The following is an 18552-nucleotide window of genomic DNA, read 5'->3' on the forward strand; positions in this document are numbered from 1 at the left end:
CCGGGCCGCGCGGACGTCGACCGGTACGCCGGCGCCGGTCCCCGAACCGTTCGCGGTTGCCGACGACGAGCCCGCTCCGGCGCCCGAGCAGCCCCGTCCACCGCGAACTCGCCCCCCGTCACATAGTCCGCCCCCGCCAGATACGCCACCGTCCCCGCCACTTCCGCGGCCGTCCCGAACCGCCCCAGCGCCGTCATCGCCGCCTGCCCCTCCGCATACGGCCCGTCCGCCGGGTTCATGTCCGTGTCGATCGGCCCCGGGTGCACGATGTTCGCGGTGATCCCCCGCGCCCCCAGCTCCCTGGCCAGCGCCTTCGTGAGCCCGATCAACGCCGACTTGCTCATCGCGTAGAGCGTCCCACCCGGTCCCGGAACCCGCTGCGACATGCACGTGCCGATGGTGATGATCCGGCCTCCCGCGCCCATCAGAGCCGCGGCCGCCTGGGACGTCAGGAAGACCCCGCGCACATTCACGGCCAGCAACCGGTCCACCTCACCGACCGACAGACTCTCCAGGGGCCCCAGAAGCCCGACCCCCGCGTTGTTCACCAGCACCTCCAGTCGCCCGTCGAGCGCCTCCGCCGCCCGCTCCGCGGCGCCCGCCGCCTCCTCCGCGTCCGCGGAGTCCGCCCGCAGTGCCACCGCCCGCCGTCCCAGCGCCCGCACGGCCCGTACGACATCCTCGGCCGCCTCCTTGCCGCTCACGTAGGTGACGGCCACGTCCGCGCCGTCCTGGGCCAGCCGCAGGGCCGTCGCCGCGCCGATACCCCGGCTGCCGCCGGTCACCAGAGCCACCTTGCCGTTCAGAGATCCGTTCTTCGTCGTCATGGGTCCATCTCAGCCGCCCGCGCCCGGCAGGACCGGCGGCGAACGGACATCGACGTCGGCCCCCGGAGCAACCGGAACGCCGGTCGTCACCCCGACGTCCGAGCGCCGCCCGATGAGTTGCGGGTGCCGGTGGGGTCTGCCCTGATGGCAACAGGCCCCACCGCAGAGAGAAGGCACCCCATGGGCAAGCTCGTCTCCACCCTCTTCGTCACCCTCGACGGCGTCTACCAGGCCCCCGGCGGACCCCAGGAGGACCCCAGCGGCGGCTTCGACCAGGGCGGCTGGAGCGTCCCGTACGGCGACGACGACTTCGGCCGGTTCGTCACCGAGGTCTTCGACAACGTCGGCGGCTTCCTCCTCGGCCGCCGTACCTACGAGATCTTCGCCTCCTACTGGCCGAAGATGACCGACCCGTCCGACCCCATCGCCTCGAAGCTGAACGCCCTGCCGAAGTACGTCGTCTCCGGCACCCTCGACGCACCCGGCTGGTCCGGCACCACGGTGATCGACGGTGACCTCGCCAAGGAGGTCACCGCGCTCAAGGACCGCACCGACGGTGAGCTCCAGGTGCACGGCAGCGGAGCCCTCGTCCGCTCCCTGCTGGACCTCGGCCTCGTCGACACCCTGCACCTGCTGAGCTTCCCGGTCGTGCTGGGCGCCGGCCGTCGCCTGTTCGCCGAGGGCGCCGTACCGACGGCCTTCCGGCACGCCGGCGGACGGGTCACCGCGGCGGGCGTCTCCATCCAGTCGTACGACCTGGCGGGCCGCCCGGAGTACGGGTCGTACTGAGCACGGGTCGTACTGAGTACGGCCCGGTCGGATCCGGCGCGGTGGTCGCGGGCTCGCGGGGCTCGCGGGGTGAACCGGAGGGGAACGGGCACTAACCGCGGCAGCCGAGCGTTGGGGAAGTGGCAGGAGGGGGAGTTCCATGACAGAGGTCATCGACCTGGGGGAGTACGGCGACACGTTCCGCACGGACCCGCACCCCGTGTACGCGAGCCTGCGCGCCCGCGGCCCGGTACACCGGGTGCGACCACCCGGGTCCAGCGCCGACTACTGGACCTGGCTCGTCGTCGGGCACGAGGAGGCGCGCGCGGCGCTCGCCGACTCCCGGCTGTCCAAGGACAGCCGCAGGCTGGGGATGATGTTCCTCGACGAGGAGCTGATCGGCAGACATCTGCTGAGCGCCGACCCGCCCGAGCACACGCGGCTGCGCAAGCTCGTCTCGCGTGCCTTCACCATGCGGCGGGTGGAACAACTGCGGCCGAGGATCCAGCAGATCACCGACGACCTGCTCGACGCGATGCTGCCGCACGGCCGAGCCGACCTCGTGGAGGCGCTCTCCTGTCCGCTGCCGATCACCGTGATCTGCGAGCTCCTGGGCGTGCCCGAGATGGACCGCACGGAGTTCCGGAAGATGTCGACCGAAGTGGTCGCACCCACCGACGGCGACGCCGAGTACCAGTCCGTGGTGCGGCTCGGCGAGTACCTCACCGACCTGATCGAGGACAAGCGATGCGCCGGACCGAGCGGCGACCTCCTCGGCGACCTGATCCGCACCACCGCCGAGGACGGCGACCGGCTCTCCCCGCAGGAACTGCGGGGCATGGCCTTCATCCTGCTGATCGCGGGCCACGAGACGACGGTCAACCTCATCACCAACGCGGTCCACGCGCTGCTCACCCACCCCCACCAGCTCGCCGCCCTGCGCGCCGACATGAGCCTGGTGGACGGCGCCGTCGAGGAGACGCTGCGCTACGAGGGCCCGGTGGAGAACGCCACGTTCCGGTACGCCGCCGAGCCGCTGGAGATAGCGGGCATCCCCGTGGAGCCGGGCGACACCGTCATGATCGGCCTCACCTCGGCCGGCCGGGACGCCTCCCGCCACCCGGACCCGGACCGCTTCGACATCCGCCGGGACACCCGCGGTCACGTCGCCTTCGGTCACGGCATCCACTTCTGCCTGGGCGCCCCGCTGGCCCGCCTGGAAGCCCGCACGGCGATCCGCTCCCTCCTGGAGCGCGCCCCCGCCCTCGCCCTCGACGGCCACCCCGGCGACTGGCTTCCCGGGATGCTGATCCGCGGGCTGCGCAGCCTGCCGGCGCGCTGGTAGCGCCCGATGAGCGGCCACGCGCCAGGCGTTCGCTCAGCCCGCCAGCGGCCGGCTCCCGCCCAGGATCTCCGTCAGCCCCACGGCCCGTCGCTCCCGCCGCGACACCTCACACGCCTCGGCGATCCGCAACGCCTGAAGGGCCTCCCGACCGTCGCACGGATTGGGTCGCCCGCCCCGCACCACATCGACGAACGCGCACAGCTCGGCCTCGTAGGCGGGCCCGAACCGCTCCAGGAACCCCGTCCACGGCTTGTCCGCGGCAGGCGGCCCGGTCGGCTCGGTGGACGCGATCGGCGTACGGTCGTCCAGGCCCACCACGATCTGGTCCAGTTCCCCGGCGAGCTCCATCCGCACGTCGTATCCGGCGCCGTGCAACCGGGTCGCGGTGACCGTCGCGAGCATGCCGTCGTCCAGGGTGAGCAGCGCCGCCCCCGTGTCGACGTCGCCCGCCTCCCGGAACATCGCCGGGCCGGCGTCCGACCCGGCCGCGTACACGTCGACGACCTCGCGCCCCGTCACCCAGCGCAGGATGTCGAAGTCGTGGATCAGGGTGTCCCGGTACAGCCCACCGGACACCGGCAGATACGCGGCCGACGGCGGCGCCTGGTCGGACGTCAGCGCGCGCACGGTGTGCAGCCGCCCGAGCCGTCCCGAGCGCACGGCCTCGCGCGCCCCCGAGTAGCCCGTGTCGAAGCGCCGCTGGAACCCCATCTGCAGCACCGTGCCCGCCGTCTCGACCTCGCCGAGCGCCTCTAAGGTGCCGGCGAGATCGAGGGCGATCGGCTTCTCGCAGAACACGGGAAGCCCCGAGCGTGCTGCCCGACCGATCAGTTCGGCGTGCGCCGACGTCGTCGTCGTGATCACCACGGCGTCCACGCCCCACTGGAAAATCTCGTCCACCCCCGGCGCCGCCGTCTCGCCCAGCCGGTGTGCCAGCTCCTGGGCCCGTGCCGGGTCCGCGTCCGTGAGGATCAGGGAGCCGACCTCCCGGTTCCGACTGAGGGTGTTCGCGTGAATGGCGCCGATGCGACCCGTACCGATGACTCCGATGCGCATGTGAACAAACTGCGTGCGGACCCGCCGCGCTGTCAATGCGCATGTCCGGACAACCGGACCTCACAACTTCCCGTCAACAACGCACGGAGCTACGCTCGGCCCGTGCCGAAACCAGGAGTGGACCCGACCGTGACGCTCGATCTCAGCGTGGACCGCAGCAGCCCCGTGCCGTTGTACTTCCAGCTGTCCCAGCAGCTGGAGGCCGCGATCGAACACGGCGCGCTCACCCCCGGCAGCCTCCTCGGCAACGAGATCGAGCTCGCGGCACGGCTCGGCCTGTCCCGCCCCACCGTGCGCCAGGCCATCCAGTCACTCGTCGACAAAGGACTGCTGGTGCGCCGCAGAGGCGTCGGCACCCAGGTCGTGCACAGCCAGGTCAAACGGCCACTGGAGCTCAGCAGCCTCTTCGACGACCTGGAGGCGGCCGGCCAGCGCCCCGCCACGAAAGTCCTGGTCAACAAGGTCCTGCCGGCACCCGCGGAGATCGCTGCCGCCCTCGGTGTGGCCGAGGACAGCGACGTGCACCAGGTGGAACGACTGCGTCTCGCGCACGGCGAGCCGATGGCGTACCTGTGCAACTACCTGCCGCCCGACCTGATGGACCTGGACACCGCACAGCTGGAGAGCACCGGCCTCTACCGGATGATGCGCTCGGCGGGGATCACCCTGCACAGCGCCCGTCAGTCCATCGGCGCCCGCGCGGCGACCGCCGCCGAGGCCGAGCGGCTCGCCGAGGAGGAGGGTGCCCCCCTGCTCACCATGCAGCGCACGACCTTCGACGACACCGGCCGCGCGGTCGAGTTCGGCACCCACACCTACCGGCCGACCCGCTACTCGTTCGAGTTCCAGCTCCTCGTCCGGTCATGACCCGCGGCCCCGGACGGTCCTGACCGGGCGCGGGCCGCTCCGCCGACGTCGCAATGTCAGGACAACGTGACCTCCGAGTCCTGGCGCCACACCCGTGCGCGGATCGGAAGCGCGGAGACAGGGGGGAATCCACGCGACCAGCCACAAAGCGCCCGCACCCGGTAAGGATCGCGCTACCCTTCGCTCCCCCGTACCGCACCGACCCCGGCGGTGAGGCAGAATCGGGCGCGATGAGCACCTACGGCAACTTCAGCGCCCCCATCGGCTCCCGCCGCGCGCCAGCGCTCCGCACGGTCGGCACGAGGGAGCGCCGCTCGCTCCTCACCGCCCCCCGCGTGCCCACGGTCGGTATCGACATCGGCGGCACGAAGGTGATGGCGGGCGTCGTCGACGCCGACGGCAACATCCTGGAGATGCTCCGCACGGAGACCCCGGACAAGTCCAAGAGCCCCAAGGTGGTCGAGGACACCATCTGCGAGCTGGTCCTGGACCTGTCCGACCGGCACGACGTGCACGCGGTCGGCATCGGCGCGGCCGGCTGGGTCGACGCCGACCGCAACCGTGTGCTCTTCGCGCCCCACCTGTCGTGGCGCAACGAGCCCCTGCGGGACCGCATCGCCGGCCGTCTCGCGGTCCCCGTGCTCGTCGACAACGACGCCAACACCGCCGCCTGGGCCGAGTGGCGCTTCGGCGCCGGGCGCGGCGAGGACCACCTCGTCATGATCACGCTCGGTACCGGCATCGGCGGCGCGATCCTGGAGGACGGACAGGTCAAGCGCGGCAAGTACGGCGTCGCGGGGGAGTTCGGCCACATGCAGGTCGTCCCCGGCGGCCACCGCTGCCCGTGCGGCAACCGCGGTTGCTGGGAGCAGTACAGCTCCGGCAACGCGCTGGTCAGGGAGGCCCGCGAACTGGCCGCCGCCGACTCCCCGGTGGCGTACGGGATCATCGAGCACGTCAAGGGCAGCATCGCCGACATCACCGGCCCGATGATCACCGAGCTGGCCCGCGAGGGCGACGCCATGTGCGTCGAACTGCTCCAGGACATCGGACAGTGGCTCGGCGTCGGCATCGCCAACCTGGCCGCCGCCCTCGACCCGTCCTGCTTCGTGATCGGCGGCGGTGTCTCGGCCGCCGACGACCTGCTGATCGGCCCCGCGCGGGACGCCTTCAAGCGGCAGCTCACCGGTCGCGGATACCGCCCCGAGGCCCGCATCGCCCGCGCCCAGCTCGGCCCCGAGGCCGGCATGGTCGGTGCCGCCGACCTCGCCCGCCTCGTCGCCCGCCGCTTCCGGCGCGCCAACCGCCGCCGGGTGGAGCGCCACGAGCGCTACGAGCGGTACGTGGAGTCCCGCCGCCCGTCACAGGGGTCCGCGTGACCTCGTCGCTCCCGCATCAGGCCGCCTCGCCCCCGGACGGACCGGGCCGGCCGGCCGAGGACCGCCGGCACATGATCCGCCGCAGGGCGCTGACGCTGAGCATCATCGTGCTCCTGATCGGCGTCCCGGCCGGCTATCTGGTGATCTCCGCCAACCAGAGCCGCGACAGCGGCAAGGACAAGGAGGCGAAGTACTCGGCGACCGGTCTCACCGAGGGCTGGCCCTCCAAGGTCCAGCGCCGGCTGTACCAGGTGCCGATCCCGCACCCGGCGGACCCGGTCGCGTACTACGAGACCAACAACTGGAAGACCAGCCGTCTGTACGCCCAGTTCCGCACCTCGAGCGCGGGCCTGGACGCCTTCCTCACCGGCATGGGCGTCAACCGGGGCGACCTCGAGCCGGGCAAGATCACCATCAGTGCCCGGGACCAGCACATCACCGGCTGGTCCTTCACGACCGCCGGCCCCTGGTCGGGCCTCCACCACCCGCAGAAGAACCCGGCCCCCACCCAGGACATCGTCGTCAACCTGTCCGATCCGGCGTCCCCCATGGTGTACGTCGTCTCGCGCACGGTTCCGTGACCAGGGGGCTCCGACCGGCCGCCGGAGCCGATTGTCAGACCCCGCCCGTAGAGTCGAAGACGACTGATCCGACACACGGGCGGGAGGTGGCAGGACGTATGAGCGACACGGCTTCGGTGGCCGTGCGGACGACGGACACCGTCCCGCTGCGACTCGCCGCCGTCTTCCTGCCCGCGCCCCTGCCCCGCGACGGCCGCGTCGCGTTCTGGGACCCCGAAGGCGACGAGCTGCCCGCCGCCGGGACCGAGATCACCGTCGTACGACGGCATGGTGCCGGAGTGCGCCGCAGGACCGCCCCCGCACTGTCGCTGCCCCTCGGCGAGGCCCTGCCGGTGCTCGTACGCGCCCGCCGGGACCGCGCGGCCCATCCCGCCACCGCCTGCTGGGGCGCGGCCGCGCTGCACGCGCTGCGGCTCACCGCCCGCGGCCGCCTGCTCCCGGGACTGACGGCCACCGGACACGACGCCTGGCGGGCCGGCCCCCTCGACCCGGACGACCTCGCCCATCTGCGCGCGGTCGCCGCCGCCCTGCCGTACGAGGGCCACGCGATCCCGCTGTCCGGCCCGGGCCCGATCCGGCTGCCCGAACCGGAAGCGCTGATGCGTTCCTTCCTGGACGCGGTGGCGGACACCCTGCCCCGCACCCCGGCCGCGCCGTACGCCTCCGGCAGGCCCTTCGCGGCGCGCGAGCCGCAGCGCCTGCCCGACGCGCGGGACTGGGCCGCGGAGGTCGCCGCCGGCATGGACGCCGGCGTGCGGATCTCGCTCCGCCTGGACCTGTCGGCGAACGACCTGTTCGACGAATCGGGCGACGCGGTACGCAGCGCGGGCGCCGCGATCGTCCAGGTGCACAGCCTCGCCGACCCCACGCTCATGACGGACGCGGCGGACCTGTGGGAGGGCCGGGCGGACGCGGCCTTCGGCCCCCGCGCGCGCGTGGACGCCGCCCTCGCCGTGCGGCGCGCGGCGCGCGTCTGGCCGCCGCTCGACCGGCTCGCCGAACAGGACGCGCCGGACGTACTCGCCCTGTCCGACGAGGAGTTGGGCGACCTGCTCGGCGTGGCCGCGACCCGGCTCGCGGCGGCCGGCGTCGCCGTGCACTGGCCTCGGGATCTCGCCCAGGACCTCACCGCGACCGCGGTGGTGCGACCCGCTCCGGGCTCGGCGACCGACGGGACCGGCTTCTTCGAGAGCGAGGAACTGCTCCGATTCCGCTGGCAGTTGGCGCTCGGCGGCGACCCGCTCGACGAGGCCGAGATGGACGCGCTCGCCGAGGCGCACCGCCCGGTCGTCCGCCTCCGGGACCAGTGGGTACTGGTCGACCCGGCACTCGTCCGCAAGGCCCGCAAACGCGAACTGGGCCTGCTCGACCCGGTCGACGCGATCTCCGTCGCCCTCACGGGAAGCGCGGAGGTGGACGGCGAGACGGTGGAGGCGGTACCGGTCGGCGCCCTGGCCACCCTGCGCGACCGCCTCACGGCCGGACTGCGGCCCGCCGAACCGCCCGCCGGTCTGCGAGCCACCCTCCGCGACTACCAACTCCGCGGACTGGCCTGGCTCGACCTCATGACCTCCCTGGGCCTGGGTGGCTGCCTGGCCGACGACATGGGACTGGGCAAGACGATCACCGTCATCGCCCTGCATCTGCGCCGGGCCCGTCAGGAACCCACCCTGGTGGTCTGCCCGGCCTCCCTGCTCGGCAACTGGCAGCGGGAGATCACCCGCTTCGCGCCCGGCGTCCCCGTCCGCCGTTTCCACGGCCCGGACCGCAGCCTGGACGACCTCGACGGCGGCGGCTTCGTCCTCACCACCTACGGCACCATGAGGTCCACGGCGCCACAACTGGTCGAGCAGCGCTGGGGCATGGTCGTCGCCGACGAGGCACAACACGTCAAGAACCCGTACTCGGCCACGGCGAAGGCCCTGCGCACGATCCCGTCCCCGGCCCGCGTGGCCCTGACCGGCACCCCGGTCGAGAACAACCTCTCCGAACTGTGGGCGCTGCTGGACTGGACGACACCCGGACTCCTCGGCCCGCTGAAGTCCTTCCGCGCCCGGCACGCCCGCGCGGTGGAGAACGGCGAGGACGAGGAGGCGGTCGCCCGGCTGGCCCGGCTGGTGCGCCCCTTCCTGCTGCGCCGCAAGAAGTCCGACCCCGGCATCGTCCCCGAACTGCCCCCCAAGACCGAGACGGACCACCCCGTCCCGCTCACCCGCGAACAGGCCGCGCTGTACGAGGCGGTGGTCCGCGAGTCCCTGCTGGCCATCGAGACGGCGCAGGGCATCGCCCGCCGGGGCATGGTGCTGAAGCTGCTCGGCGCGCTGAAGCAGATCTGCGACCACCCCGCGCTGTACCTGAAGGAGGACGTCCCGCCGACCGCCGGCGACCGACTCGCCGCCCGCTCCGGCAAGTTGGCCCTGCTGGACGAGCTGCTGGACACGTTGCTGGCCGAGGACGGCTCCGCGCTCGTCTTCACGCAGTACGTGGGGATGGCCCGGCTGATCACCTCCCACCTGGCCGCCCGCGCGGTTCCCGTCGACCTCCTGCACGGCGGCACACCGGTGGTGGAGCGTGAACGCATGGTGGACCGCTTCCAGAGCGGGGCGACCCCGGTCCTGGTGCTGTCGCTGAAGGCCGCCGGCACCGGGCTGAACCTCACCCGCGCGGGACACGTCGTCCACTTCGACCGCTGGTGGAACCCCGCCGTCGAGGAACAGGCCACCGACCGCGCCTACCGCATCGGCCAGACCCAGCCGGTCCAGGTCCACCGTCTCATCACCGAGGGCACGGTCGAGGACCGCATCGCGGAGATGCTGGAGGCCAAGCGGGCCCTCGCCGACGCGATCCTCGGCTCCGGCGAGTCGGCCCTCACGGAACTGACCGACCGTGAGCTCACCGACCTGGTCTCGCTCCGGAGGACGTCATGACCGGCGGCCCCGCCGACGCGGTGCGCCGGGCGCTGCGGGAGGCACGGGAGAACGCCGTCCGGGAGACGGAGGCGCATGCCGGGGCGCCATCGACGCCGTTCGGACGGGACGAGGAACGGGCGGCGCCCCAGCGGGCGACGGGGGCGCCCGGGCCGTCCGGGGCGCCCAAGGCACCGGGAAGTCCGTCGATCCGCGGAGCCACGGAGTCGCCCGACGGGGCCGAGTCGACCGAGGTGGCGACTGCTGTCGACGAAGCCGGTGCGGGCGACGACAGCACGGCGTCCGAGAGATCTGCCGGAGCCGCGAAGGTCGAAGCAGCGAAGCCCGAGGAACCTGCTGAGCCCGCCGGGCCGGGTGGAACTGGCGGACCTGGTGGATCCGCCGAGTCGGGTGGGCCTGCCGGATTCGGTGGACTTGGCCGGCAGAGCGGCACTGGTGCGTGGGTCGAGCCTGCTGGATCTATCCGACCTGGCAGACCTGCCGGATCGGGCGGATCGGTCGGATCCCGTGGGCCCTCCGCGCCCGAGGCGCCCTCATCGTCCCGGGCCCGTCCCGGTGACGCCGCGCGCGCGGCCCTCCGGCAGGCCGTGGCCGCTCGACGCGCTGGGACTCCGGCCGCCGAGGAGCATCCCGCGGCGAAGGATGTCGTCGGCAGGGCGGCGGACGGCATCGGGAGTATGGCGAAGTCCCACGCCGCGCCACCGGAGACGCCCGAGTCGGCCGAGACGCCTGAGGCGCCCGAGGCGCTCGCGTCAGCCGAGACCTCCGAGCCGCCCGAGTCCGCCGAGACGCCGGGGCCACCAGAGGCACCCGAAGCGGAGACCGAGCCCGAAGAGTCCCGGCGACGCGACGCGCGCCCCGCGGATGTCGCGCGCGAGGCATTGCGCGCGGCGCGAAGTGCCGCCCGGCAGGCTCATGACGATGCCATGCCCCCCGAGGGGAGTGCCGCAGGTCTCAAGGGTGAAACCGCGCGCCGACCGGGGCGGACCTCGGCCACGGGCCGGAGTCGCTCAGCCCCGGCCCAACACACCGCCGAGCAGCGAGCGCGGGACCTGCGGGCGCTGCTGGCCGACGCCTTCCGGATGCCCGACACGGCGGCCTCGTCGGAGGTGGACTCCGGCGGCGACCGCCATGGGGAGCAGGCGAGTTCGCGTGCCGGATCCCCGACGCCGGGTGCCTCTCGGCCGTCCGACACCGTGACCCCACCGGAGGTGGGAGGCGGTGCTCTCCGTGCGCCGCAGCCGAGTCCGCCCGCCGGAACTCCGGCGCCTGACCCGAAGCCCAGCAGCACCGACACCGCCCTCACAAGTCGAACCCCACCCCGAGCCTCAGCCCCGTCGCCTTCGCCCACAAGCACGGCTTCCTCGCCTGCTCCCGCCGCCCCGCCCCGCCACCCCCGTTCCATGGCCGCTCCCGACCGTGACAGCGAACTGCGCCGCACCTTCCCCGCGTTCCCGTCCCGGCTCCCGGACGGCGCCGGGTTCGCCGAGACCTGGTGGGGCAATGCCTGGGTCGCCGCGCTGGAGGAGGGCGCGCTGGACGCCAAGCGGCTGGCGCGGGGCCGCGCGTACGCCGAGCAGGGGCAGGTGGACGCCATCACGGTCACACCGGGGCTCGTGCTCGCCTACGTGCAGGGGAGCCGTGCCAGGCCGTACCGCGTCCAGGTACGGCTGCGCACGCTCGACGACACCGACTGGGACAGCTTCCTGAACCGAGCCGCCGAACGCCCCGGCGACATCGCCGCGCTGCTCGACAAGGAGATGCCCCACACCCTGGCCGACTCCGGCGTGCCGCTGCTCCCCGGCCCGGGCGACCTGGACCCCCGTTGCAGCTGCCCCGACTCCGGTCACCCCTGCAAACACGCCGCCGCCCTCTGCTACCAGACCGCCCGCCTGCTGGACGCCGACCCCTTCGTCCTGCTTCTGCTGCGCGGCCGCGGCGAACGCGGACTGCTCGACGCCCTGTCCCGTCTCAGTGCCGCCCGCGCGGCCCGCGCCGCCCAGGAACAGGGACCGGCACCCGTACCCGGCGTACGGGCCACGGAGGCCCTCGCGCCCCGCCGGCTCCCGCCGCTTCCGACGCCGTCGCCGGTGCCCGCCCACCCGGGCCAGCCGCCGGTGTACCCCGCGACCGCGGGCGGCCCGGACCCCTTCGCCCTGGACCAACTGGCCACCGACGCCGCGGCCCGCGCCCACGCGCTGCTCGCCACCGGCCGCGACCCGGTCGGCGAACTGACCCTGTGGCAGGACGCCGTACGACTCGCCGCGGCCCGCCCCGGTTCCGGACTCACCGCGGGCACCCGCAGCCTCTACTCCTCGCTGGCCACCGCCGCCGGCCGCGCCCCCGCCGACCTGGCCCGCGCGGTCGCCGCCTGGCGTCAGGGCGGCCTGGAGGGCCTCAGCGTCCTCGAAGAGCCCTGGGACCCGCCGGCCGGCCGCTTCGACCGGGCCCGCCCGCTCCTCCTCGCCGCCGACCTCCCGCCCTTCCGGCCCTGGCACAACCACCTCACCCACCCCCGCGGCCACGTCCAGCTCCGCCTGGGCCGCGACGGACTCTGGTACGCGTACGAATCGGAACCCGGCCACGAGGACTGGTGGCCCCGCGGCACCCCCGACCTGGACCCGGTCGGCGCCCTGACGGGCCTGGGAGCACCGGGCGAACTCTGAGCACGGGCCCCACTGTCGTCGAGCTGTTGGTCCTGCGGACGGGAAGACCGAGAGCCAGCCGCCGACGCCGCTGCACCACCTTGCTCCCTCACCTGACGAGCCGCGGAGCACAGTCTCGGATGTAACGGCTGCTACATTCGATGCATGTCGACCAAGGGACCGGGGAGCCGCTGGCTCGTCCTCGTGATCAAGCTGCCCGCCGAGCCGTCCCGGCACCGGGTCGCGGTGTGGCGGGAGTTGCGCAAGGCGGGCGCGCTCTCCCTCGGGCAGGGGGTCTGGGCCGTTCCGGATGTGCCGGTCTTCGCCGCCGGCGTCGGCCGGGCGGTGGCGCTCACGGAGCAGGCGGGCGGGCAGGCCGTCTCCCTGAACGCCGCTGGGCGCAGCACCGAGGACGCGGCCCGCTTCCAGGCGATGTTCACCGCCGCCCGGTCCGCGGACTGGACGGAGTTCCTGGCCGACTGCGGCAAGTTCGAACAGGAGCTGGCCAAGGAGATCCGGATCGCCAAGTTCACCCTGGCCGAGCTGGAGGAAGAGGAGCAGTCGCTGGACCGGCTCCGGCGCTGGCATCGCGACCTGACCGCACGGGACGTCTTCGGCGCTCCGGAGGCGGCCGAGGCCGGCCGGCGGCTCAAGCAGTGCGCCGCGGCCTGCGAGGACTACGCCGAGCGGGTCTTCGCCGCCCTCCACCAGACACCGGAGTCGGACCGGTGACCGCGCCGACCGCCCCGGCCCGGCAGATGTGGCCGCTGTACGCGGCGGGGTTCACCACCGCCTTCGGCGCGCACGGTATCGCCGCGAGCCTCGGCGGCGACACCGACGACGCGGTCACCTCCCTGCTGGTGCTCGGCGGGCTGCTCGCCCTCTACGACGGCGCCGAGGTACTCCTCAAGCCGCTCTTCGGCACCCTCGCCGACCGCGTCGGCGCCCGCCCCGTGCTGCTCGGCGGGCTGGTGGCCTTCGCCGCCGCGTCCGCGCTGTACGTCGTCGCCGACAGCCCCGGCTGGCTGTGGGCCGCACGCCTCGGGCAGGGAGCCGCGGCCTCCGCCTTCTCGCCGTCCGCCTCCGCTCTGGTCGCCCGCCTGAACCCGGCGGCGAAACACGGCCGTGCCTTCGGCAGCTACGGCTTCTACAAGTCGATCGGCTACACCCTCGGTCCGTTGCTCGGCGGCGTCCTGGTGTGGGCCGGCGGTCTGCGCCTGCTGTTCACCGTGCTCGCGGTGCTCGGCGCGGCGGTCGCCGTCTGGGCCGCGCTCGCCGTTCCCGCCGTACCGCCGCTGCCCAAGGCCCGCCAGACGGTTGTGGACCTGGCCCGACGGCTGGCCGACCCGGTCTTCCTCACCCCGACGGCCGCGCTCGCGGCGGCGACCGCGGCACTGTCCGTCGGGGTCGGCTTCCTTCCGGTCTCGGGCCGCGCCGCCGGACTGGGCGCGGTGGCGACCGGGGCGGCGGTGTCGGTGCTGGCAGGCTGCGCGGCCCTCGTCCAGCCACGGGCCGGGCGCGCTCTGGACGAGGGACGCCTCACCACCCGGACCGGCCTCGTCGCGGGGCTGTCGGTCACCGCGGCGGGTCTGGCCTGCGCGATGCTGCCGGGGCTGACCGGCATCCTGCTGGGAGCGGCCCTGATCGGCACCGGTACGGGCCTGATCACCCCGCTCGGCTTCGCCACGCTGGCCGCGAGTACCCCGCCGGAGCGTCTCGGGCAGACCATGGGTGCCGCCGAACTGGGACGCGAACTGGGCGACGCGGGCGGCCCGCTGCTCGTCGCCGCCGTCGCCTCGTTCGCCACGCTCACCTACGGCTTCGGGGCGCTCTGCGCGCTGACCGGGGCCCTCGCGGTGGCCGTGTTCCTTCACCGTCGCTCGCCGTCGTCCGCACCTCAGCCGCAGCCGGAAGCGTGAACGGCCGGGCGTGCCGCGCCGGTTCTGGTGTCCGCGCCACATCGGACGCCGACCGTCACCGCGCCCGCGAGGACCAGCCCCTTCAGCGCGGCGCGGGCGGTGTGGAGGCGGCGGGGTATCCGGCGGGGCCGGAGCCCATGACGATGACACATGGCGATGACGTTGCGTACCTCTGCGCCGCTCACGCCGTCTTCTCCGGCGCGATCTCCTTGATCAGGCCCTCGACCAGGGCTTTGATCTCGTCACGGATCGGACGAACGGCCTCGACGCCCTGGCCCGCCGGGTCCTCCAGCTGCCAGTCCAGGTAGCGCTTGCCGGGGAAGACGGGGCAGGTGTCGCCGCAGCCCATGGTGATGCAGACGTCCGCCTCCTTGACCGCGTCCACGGTGAGCAGCTTCGGGACCTCGGTGGAGATGTCGATGCCGGCCTCGCGCATGGCCTCGACGGCGGCCGGGTTGACGCCCGCGCCCGGGTCGGAGCCGGCCGAACGGACCTCGACACGGTCCCCGGCCAGGTGAGTGAGCCAGGCGGCGGCCATCTGAGAACGGCCGGCGTTGTGGACACAGACGAACAGCACGGAGGGCTTGTCGGACATCAGAGATCTCTCTTGTCTCACGACGGCATCAGGTGAGAATGAAATCAGCGCCGGATGGTGTCAGTCACCACTGATATGACAGTATCAGTCCATGATGACGTCAGTCGACACTGATCTGATGCGGGTCCTCGCCGACCCGCTCCGCCTCCAGATCGTCACTCTGCTCGCCCAGGAGACGCTCTGCTCCACGCACCTGATCGAGGAGACCGGCGCGAGGCAGACCAACCTCTCCAACCACCTGAGAGTGCTGCGTGAGGCCGGGGTCGTGGAGACGGAGCCGTGCGGCCGGTACATGTACTACAAGCTGCGCCCCGACGTCATCGCCCAGCTCGCCGGCCAGTTCGCCGACCTGGCCGAGTCCGCTCGTGACGCCGTCGACAACAAGAGGGCCTGCCCGTGACCCCCACCGAAGCAGCCGCGACCAGCACCGCGCAGTCCTCGGTCGTCGCGAGGCTGTCGACCCTCGACCGATTCCTCGCCGTGTGGATCCTGCTCGCCATGGCTCTCGGCCTGGGCCTGGGCCGCGCCGTTCCCGGCCTGAACGACGCCCTCGCGAAGGTCGAGATCGGCGGCGTCTCCCTGTCGATCGCCGTCGGCCTGCTGGTCATGATGTATCCGGTGCTGGCCAAGGTCCGCTACGACAAGCTCGACGCCGTCACCGGCGACAAGAAGCTCATGGTGTCGTCGCTGGTGATCAACTGGATCGTCGGCCCGGCTGTCATGTTCGCGCTGGCCTGGATCTTCCTGCCGGATCTGCCCGAGTACCGCACCGGGCTGATCATCGTCGGCCTGGCCCGCTGCATCGCGATGGTCATCATCTGGAACGACCTCGCCTGCGGCGACCGCGAGGCCGCTGCCGTCCTGGTCGCGCTGAACTCGGTTTTCCAGGTCCTGGCCTTCGGCCTGCTCGGCTGGTTCTACCTCGACCTCCTGCCCGGCCTGCTGAACCTGGGCGAGGGCGAGCACCTCGACATCTCCATGTGGAAGATCGCCCTGAACGTGGTCATCTTTCTCGGTGTCCCGCTTCTGGCCGGCTTCCTCACTCGCCGTATCGGCGAGAAGAAGCTCGGCCGGGAGAGGTACGAGTCGACATTCCTGCCGAGGATCGGCCCGTGGGCCCTCTACGGCCTGCTCTTCACGATCGTCATCCTCTTCGCCCTGCAAGGGAGGACGATCACCTCGCAGCCGCTCGACGTGGCTCGTATCGCGCTGCCGCTGCTGGTGTACTTCGCGGTCATGTTCTTCGGCACCTTCGCGCTCGGCAAGGTCATCGGTCTGCCCTACGACCGCACGGCGACCCTCGCCTTCACGGCGGCCGGCAACAACTTCGAGCTGGCCATCGCGGTCGCCATCGCCACCTTCGGCGTCACCTCCGGCCAAGCCCTGTCCGGTGTCGTCGGCCCGCTCATCGAGGTGCCCGTCCTGATCGGTCTGGTCTACGTCGCGCTCGCCTGGCGCCGGAAGTTCGCCACCGGTTTCTCTCGGCGGCCGGTGACGGAGTGAACGGCTTTTGACCTGAACCAAGCCCCGTCTCGACGTCAGACTGCGGTCGGCGCATTCGTCAGCAGCTTGCCCATGGAGGCCAGCACGGAAGGCTCGACGCGGTAGTACACCCACGTGCCGCGCCGCTCCGAGGTGAGCAGCCCGGCCTCCTTGAGCTTCTTCAGGTGGTGGGAGACGGTCGGCTGGGAGACCCCGACGTCGGAGATGTCGCACACGCACGCCTCGCCGCCCTCGTGGGAGGCCACCGCCGAGAACAACCGCAGTCGCACCGGATCGCCGAGTGCCTTGAACATCCGCGCGGCCGTCTCGGCCTCCTCCGCGGTGAACGGGCGCTCGGTGAGCGGCGGGCAGCAGGGCGCCACGACCTCGTCGGGGGAGGGGTCCAGCAGCGGCAGTACGTTCGTATTCGACATGCATCTATGTTGACATGCGTCGAACCAGTCGGCTAGGGCCGTACGCGAGGCCCGGGTGCGGCTCAGCCTCAATTTCGATAAGTGTCTATGTTGACGCTTATCGATGCAGGTGCCATGCTGGCGATGCAAGAGATCGACGGATGTCGAAGTAAAGGGGAGCTCTGGAGTCCGGCGGTGGCTGCTGAACTCCCCGCCCACCTCAGGAGGTTCGTCATGGCATCACGCGTACAGCTCGCCCTCCGCGTCCCCGACCTCGCGGAATCCGTCGCCTTCTACACCAAGCTCTTCGGCACCGAGCCCGCCAAACTCCGTGACGGCTACGCCAACTTCGCCGTCACCGAGCCCCCGCTCAAGCTCGTTCTCATCGAAGGCACCGCGGGCGAGGCGACCCGCATGGACCACCTCGGCGTCGAAGTCGAGACGACCGCAGCGGTCCACGCCGCCACCGCCCGCCTGGGCGAGGCCGGCCTGACCCCCGACGTGGAGAACGACACCACCTGCTGCTACGCCCTCCAGGACAAGGTCTGGGTCCACGGCCCCGGCCAGGAACCCTGGGAGGTGTACGTCGTCAAGGCCGACGCCGACAGCCTGGCCAAGCAGCAGGGCAGCACCTGCTGCACCGGCCCGACCGACATGAACGCCGACGCGAAGGAACCGGCCGACGCGGTCGGCTGCTGCTGAATCCACCGATGACGGGACTCGATCGCGCCTGTACCGGTGAGAACGGGATCGCCCCCTGGGTCTGCGGCGCGATCGTGGTCCTAGGCCCAATGCCTTATCGGCGATCGACCTCTCCTGCTGGTACCGTGCAACTGCACATCAGTTGCAATTATGTCGGAGGACGTTGGACATGGCGGTTTACACGCTCCCGGAGCTTCCCTACGACTACGCGGCACTTGAACCCGTCATCAACCCGCAGATCATCGAGCTGCACCACGACAAGCACCACGCCGCATACGTCAAGGGCGCGAACGACACGCTGGAGCAGCTCGCGGAGGCCCGGGACAAGGAGCAGTGGGGCTCGATCAACGGCCTGGAGAAGAACCTGGCCTTTCACCTCTCCGGGCACATCCTGCACTCCATCTACTGGCACAACATGACCGGCGACGGCGGCGGCGAGCCCCTGGAGAAGGACGGCGTCGGCGAACTCGCGGACGCCATCGCCGAGTCCTTCGGCTCCTTCGCGGGCTTCAAGGCGCAGCTCACCAAGGCCGCGGCCACCACCCAGGGTTCCGGCTGGGGCGTCCTCGCCTACGAGCCGCTCAGTGGCCGACTCATCGTCGAGCAGGTCTACGACCACCAGGGCAACGTCGGCCAGGGCTCCACCCCGATCCTCGTCTTCGACGCCTGGGAGCACGCCTTCTATCTCCAGTACAAGAACCAGAAGGTCGACTTCATCGACGCCATGTGGGCCGTCGTCAACTGGCAGGACGTGGCGAAGCGTTACGCCGCCGCCAAGGAGCGCGGCGACAGCCTGCTGCTCAAGCCGTGACGCCGTAGCCGTGCCGGCGCAGACGTCCTGCTCGTGATCGTCTTCTCAACCTTCACTTGCAGGCGGTAGGACGAAGGTCTCCCGCGGGGACATGACTCGCGGGAGACCTTCGGTTTTTGTCCGGAGCGGAAGTCGTCCTGGGGGGGGTGCCCCTATGACTTTGGTCAAGAAGTGATCGGGGTTGGTGGTTGGTAGAAGGTGCCGTCGCGGAGCATCGCGAAGAGCACGTCTGCCC

General features: G+C 72.1%; 16 protein-coding genes and 1 pseudogene. 13 read left to right on the forward strand and 4 right to left on the reverse strand.

Features of this window, described 5'->3' with window-relative positions:
* Window positions 1-80 precede the first annotated feature (80 nt).
* Window positions 81-827: pseudogene (locus ABZ027_RS41535) on the reverse strand (SDR family oxidoreductase); the annotation flags it as partial.
* Window positions 828-1007: 180 nt separating this feature from the next.
* On the opposite strand from ABZ027_RS41535, the gene ABZ027_RS41540 reads away from it, so the two are divergent.
* Together ABZ027_RS41540 and ABZ027_RS41545 are read left to right on the forward strand one after the other, a co-directional pair.
* Window positions 1008-1616, forward strand: coding sequence for a dihydrofolate reductase family protein (locus ABZ027_RS41540; protein ID WP_356778005.1), 609 nt, complete (start codon window positions 1008-1010; stop codon window positions 1614-1616).
* Between the two features lie 139 nt (window positions 1617-1755).
* Entirely contained in the window at window positions 1756-2940 is a 1185-nt protein-coding gene (locus ABZ027_RS41545) for a cytochrome P450 (RefSeq protein WP_356778007.1), read from the forward strand.
* 33 nt (window positions 2941-2973) lie between these two features.
* Here ABZ027_RS41545 and ABZ027_RS41550 read toward each other — a convergent pair whose 3' ends face one another.
* Window positions 2974-3996, reverse strand: a complete 1023-nt coding sequence (locus ABZ027_RS41550) for a Gfo/Idh/MocA family oxidoreductase (RefSeq protein ID WP_356778009.1) — start codon at window positions 3994-3996, stop codon at window positions 2974-2976.
* Between the two features lie 129 nt (window positions 3997-4125).
* Here ABZ027_RS41550 and ABZ027_RS41555 point away from each other — a divergent pair, with 129 nt between their 5' ends.
* The 7 genes from ABZ027_RS41555 (at window position 4126) to ABZ027_RS41585 (ending at window position 14314) form a co-directional block, all read left to right on the forward strand.
* Window positions 4126-4863 carry a GntR family transcriptional regulator gene (locus ABZ027_RS41555; RefSeq protein ID WP_356778033.1) on the forward strand — a complete coding sequence of 246 codons (738 nt, stop codon included), beginning with the start codon at window positions 4126-4128 and terminating at the stop codon, window positions 4861-4863.
* A gap of 230 nt (window positions 4864-5093) precedes the next feature.
* On the forward strand, window positions 5094-6242 hold the full coding sequence (locus tag ABZ027_RS41560; protein WP_356778011.1) for an ROK family glucokinase: 1149 nt from the start codon (window positions 5094-5096) through the stop codon (window positions 6240-6242).
* Window positions 6239-6823, forward strand: a complete 585-nt coding sequence (locus ABZ027_RS41565) for a sugar kinase (protein WP_356778013.1) — start codon at window positions 6239-6241, stop codon at window positions 6821-6823. The genes ABZ027_RS41560 and ABZ027_RS41565 overlap by 4 nt, the downstream gene beginning before the upstream one ends.
* 98 nt (window positions 6824-6921) lie before the next feature.
* Entirely contained in the window at window positions 6922-9750 is a 2829-nt protein-coding gene (locus tag ABZ027_RS41570; RefSeq protein WP_356778015.1) for a DEAD/DEAH box helicase, read from the forward strand.
* A gap of 677 nt (window positions 9751-10427) precedes the next feature.
* Window positions 10428-12416: an SWIM zinc finger family protein gene (locus ABZ027_RS41575; RefSeq protein ID WP_356778017.1), complete on the forward strand. Its 1989-nt coding sequence runs from the start codon at window positions 10428-10430 to the stop codon at window positions 12414-12416.
* A gap of 144 nt (window positions 12417-12560) precedes the next feature.
* A complete protein-coding gene (locus ABZ027_RS41580; protein ID WP_356778019.1) occupies window positions 12561-13127 on the forward strand; it encodes a Chromate resistance protein ChrB in 567 nt (188 codons plus the stop codon).
* A 26-nt stretch (window positions 13128-13153) separates the two neighbouring features.
* Entirely contained in the window at window positions 13154-14314 is a 1161-nt protein-coding gene (locus tag ABZ027_RS41585) for an MFS transporter (protein ID WP_356778035.1), read from the forward strand.
* Between the two features lie 181 nt (window positions 14315-14495).
* Here the strand turns inward: ABZ027_RS41585 and ABZ027_RS41590 are convergent, their stop codons facing one another.
* Complete coding sequence (locus tag ABZ027_RS41590; protein WP_356778021.1) at window positions 14496-14909, reverse strand: arsenate reductase ArsC; 414 nt, start codon at window positions 14907-14909, stop codon at window positions 14496-14498.
* A 91-nt stretch (window positions 14910-15000) separates the two neighbouring features.
* Here ABZ027_RS41590 and ABZ027_RS41595 point away from each other — a divergent pair, with 91 nt between their 5' ends.
* Window positions 15001-15309, forward strand: a complete 309-nt coding sequence (locus ABZ027_RS41595; protein ID WP_356778023.1) for a metalloregulator ArsR/SmtB family transcription factor — start codon at window positions 15001-15003, stop codon at window positions 15307-15309.
* Complete coding sequence (gene arsB, locus ABZ027_RS41600; RefSeq protein WP_356778025.1) at window positions 15306-16412, forward strand: ACR3 family arsenite efflux transporter; 1107 nt, start codon at window positions 15306-15308, stop codon at window positions 16410-16412. The genes ABZ027_RS41595 and arsB overlap by 4 nt, the downstream gene beginning before the upstream one ends.
* Before the next feature lie 35 nt (window positions 16413-16447).
* Here the strand turns inward: arsB and ABZ027_RS41605 are convergent, their stop codons facing one another.
* Complete coding sequence (locus tag ABZ027_RS41605; protein WP_356778027.1) at window positions 16448-16825, reverse strand: metalloregulator ArsR/SmtB family transcription factor; 378 nt, start codon at window positions 16823-16825, stop codon at window positions 16448-16450.
* A 213-nt stretch (window positions 16826-17038) separates the two neighbouring features.
* On the opposite strand from ABZ027_RS41605, the gene ABZ027_RS41610 reads away from it, so the two are divergent.
* Both ABZ027_RS41610 and ABZ027_RS41615 read left to right on the forward strand, forming a co-directional pair.
* The gene (locus tag ABZ027_RS41610) at window positions 17039-17506 is read left to right on the forward strand and encodes an ArsI/CadI family heavy metal resistance metalloenzyme (protein ID WP_356778029.1); all 468 of its coding nucleotides are present in this window, start codon (window positions 17039-17041) and stop codon (window positions 17504-17506) included.
* A gap of 169 nt (window positions 17507-17675) precedes the next feature.
* On the forward strand, window positions 17676-18317 hold the full coding sequence (locus tag ABZ027_RS41615) for a superoxide dismutase (RefSeq protein WP_356778031.1): 642 nt from the start codon (window positions 17676-17678) through the stop codon (window positions 18315-18317).
* The last annotated feature ends 235 nt before the right edge of the window (window positions 18318-18552 follow it).

It is taken from the genome of Streptomyces sp. NPDC006332 (assembly GCF_040612855.1).
Lineage (GTDB): Bacteria > Actinomycetota > Actinomycetes > Streptomycetales > Streptomycetaceae > Streptomyces.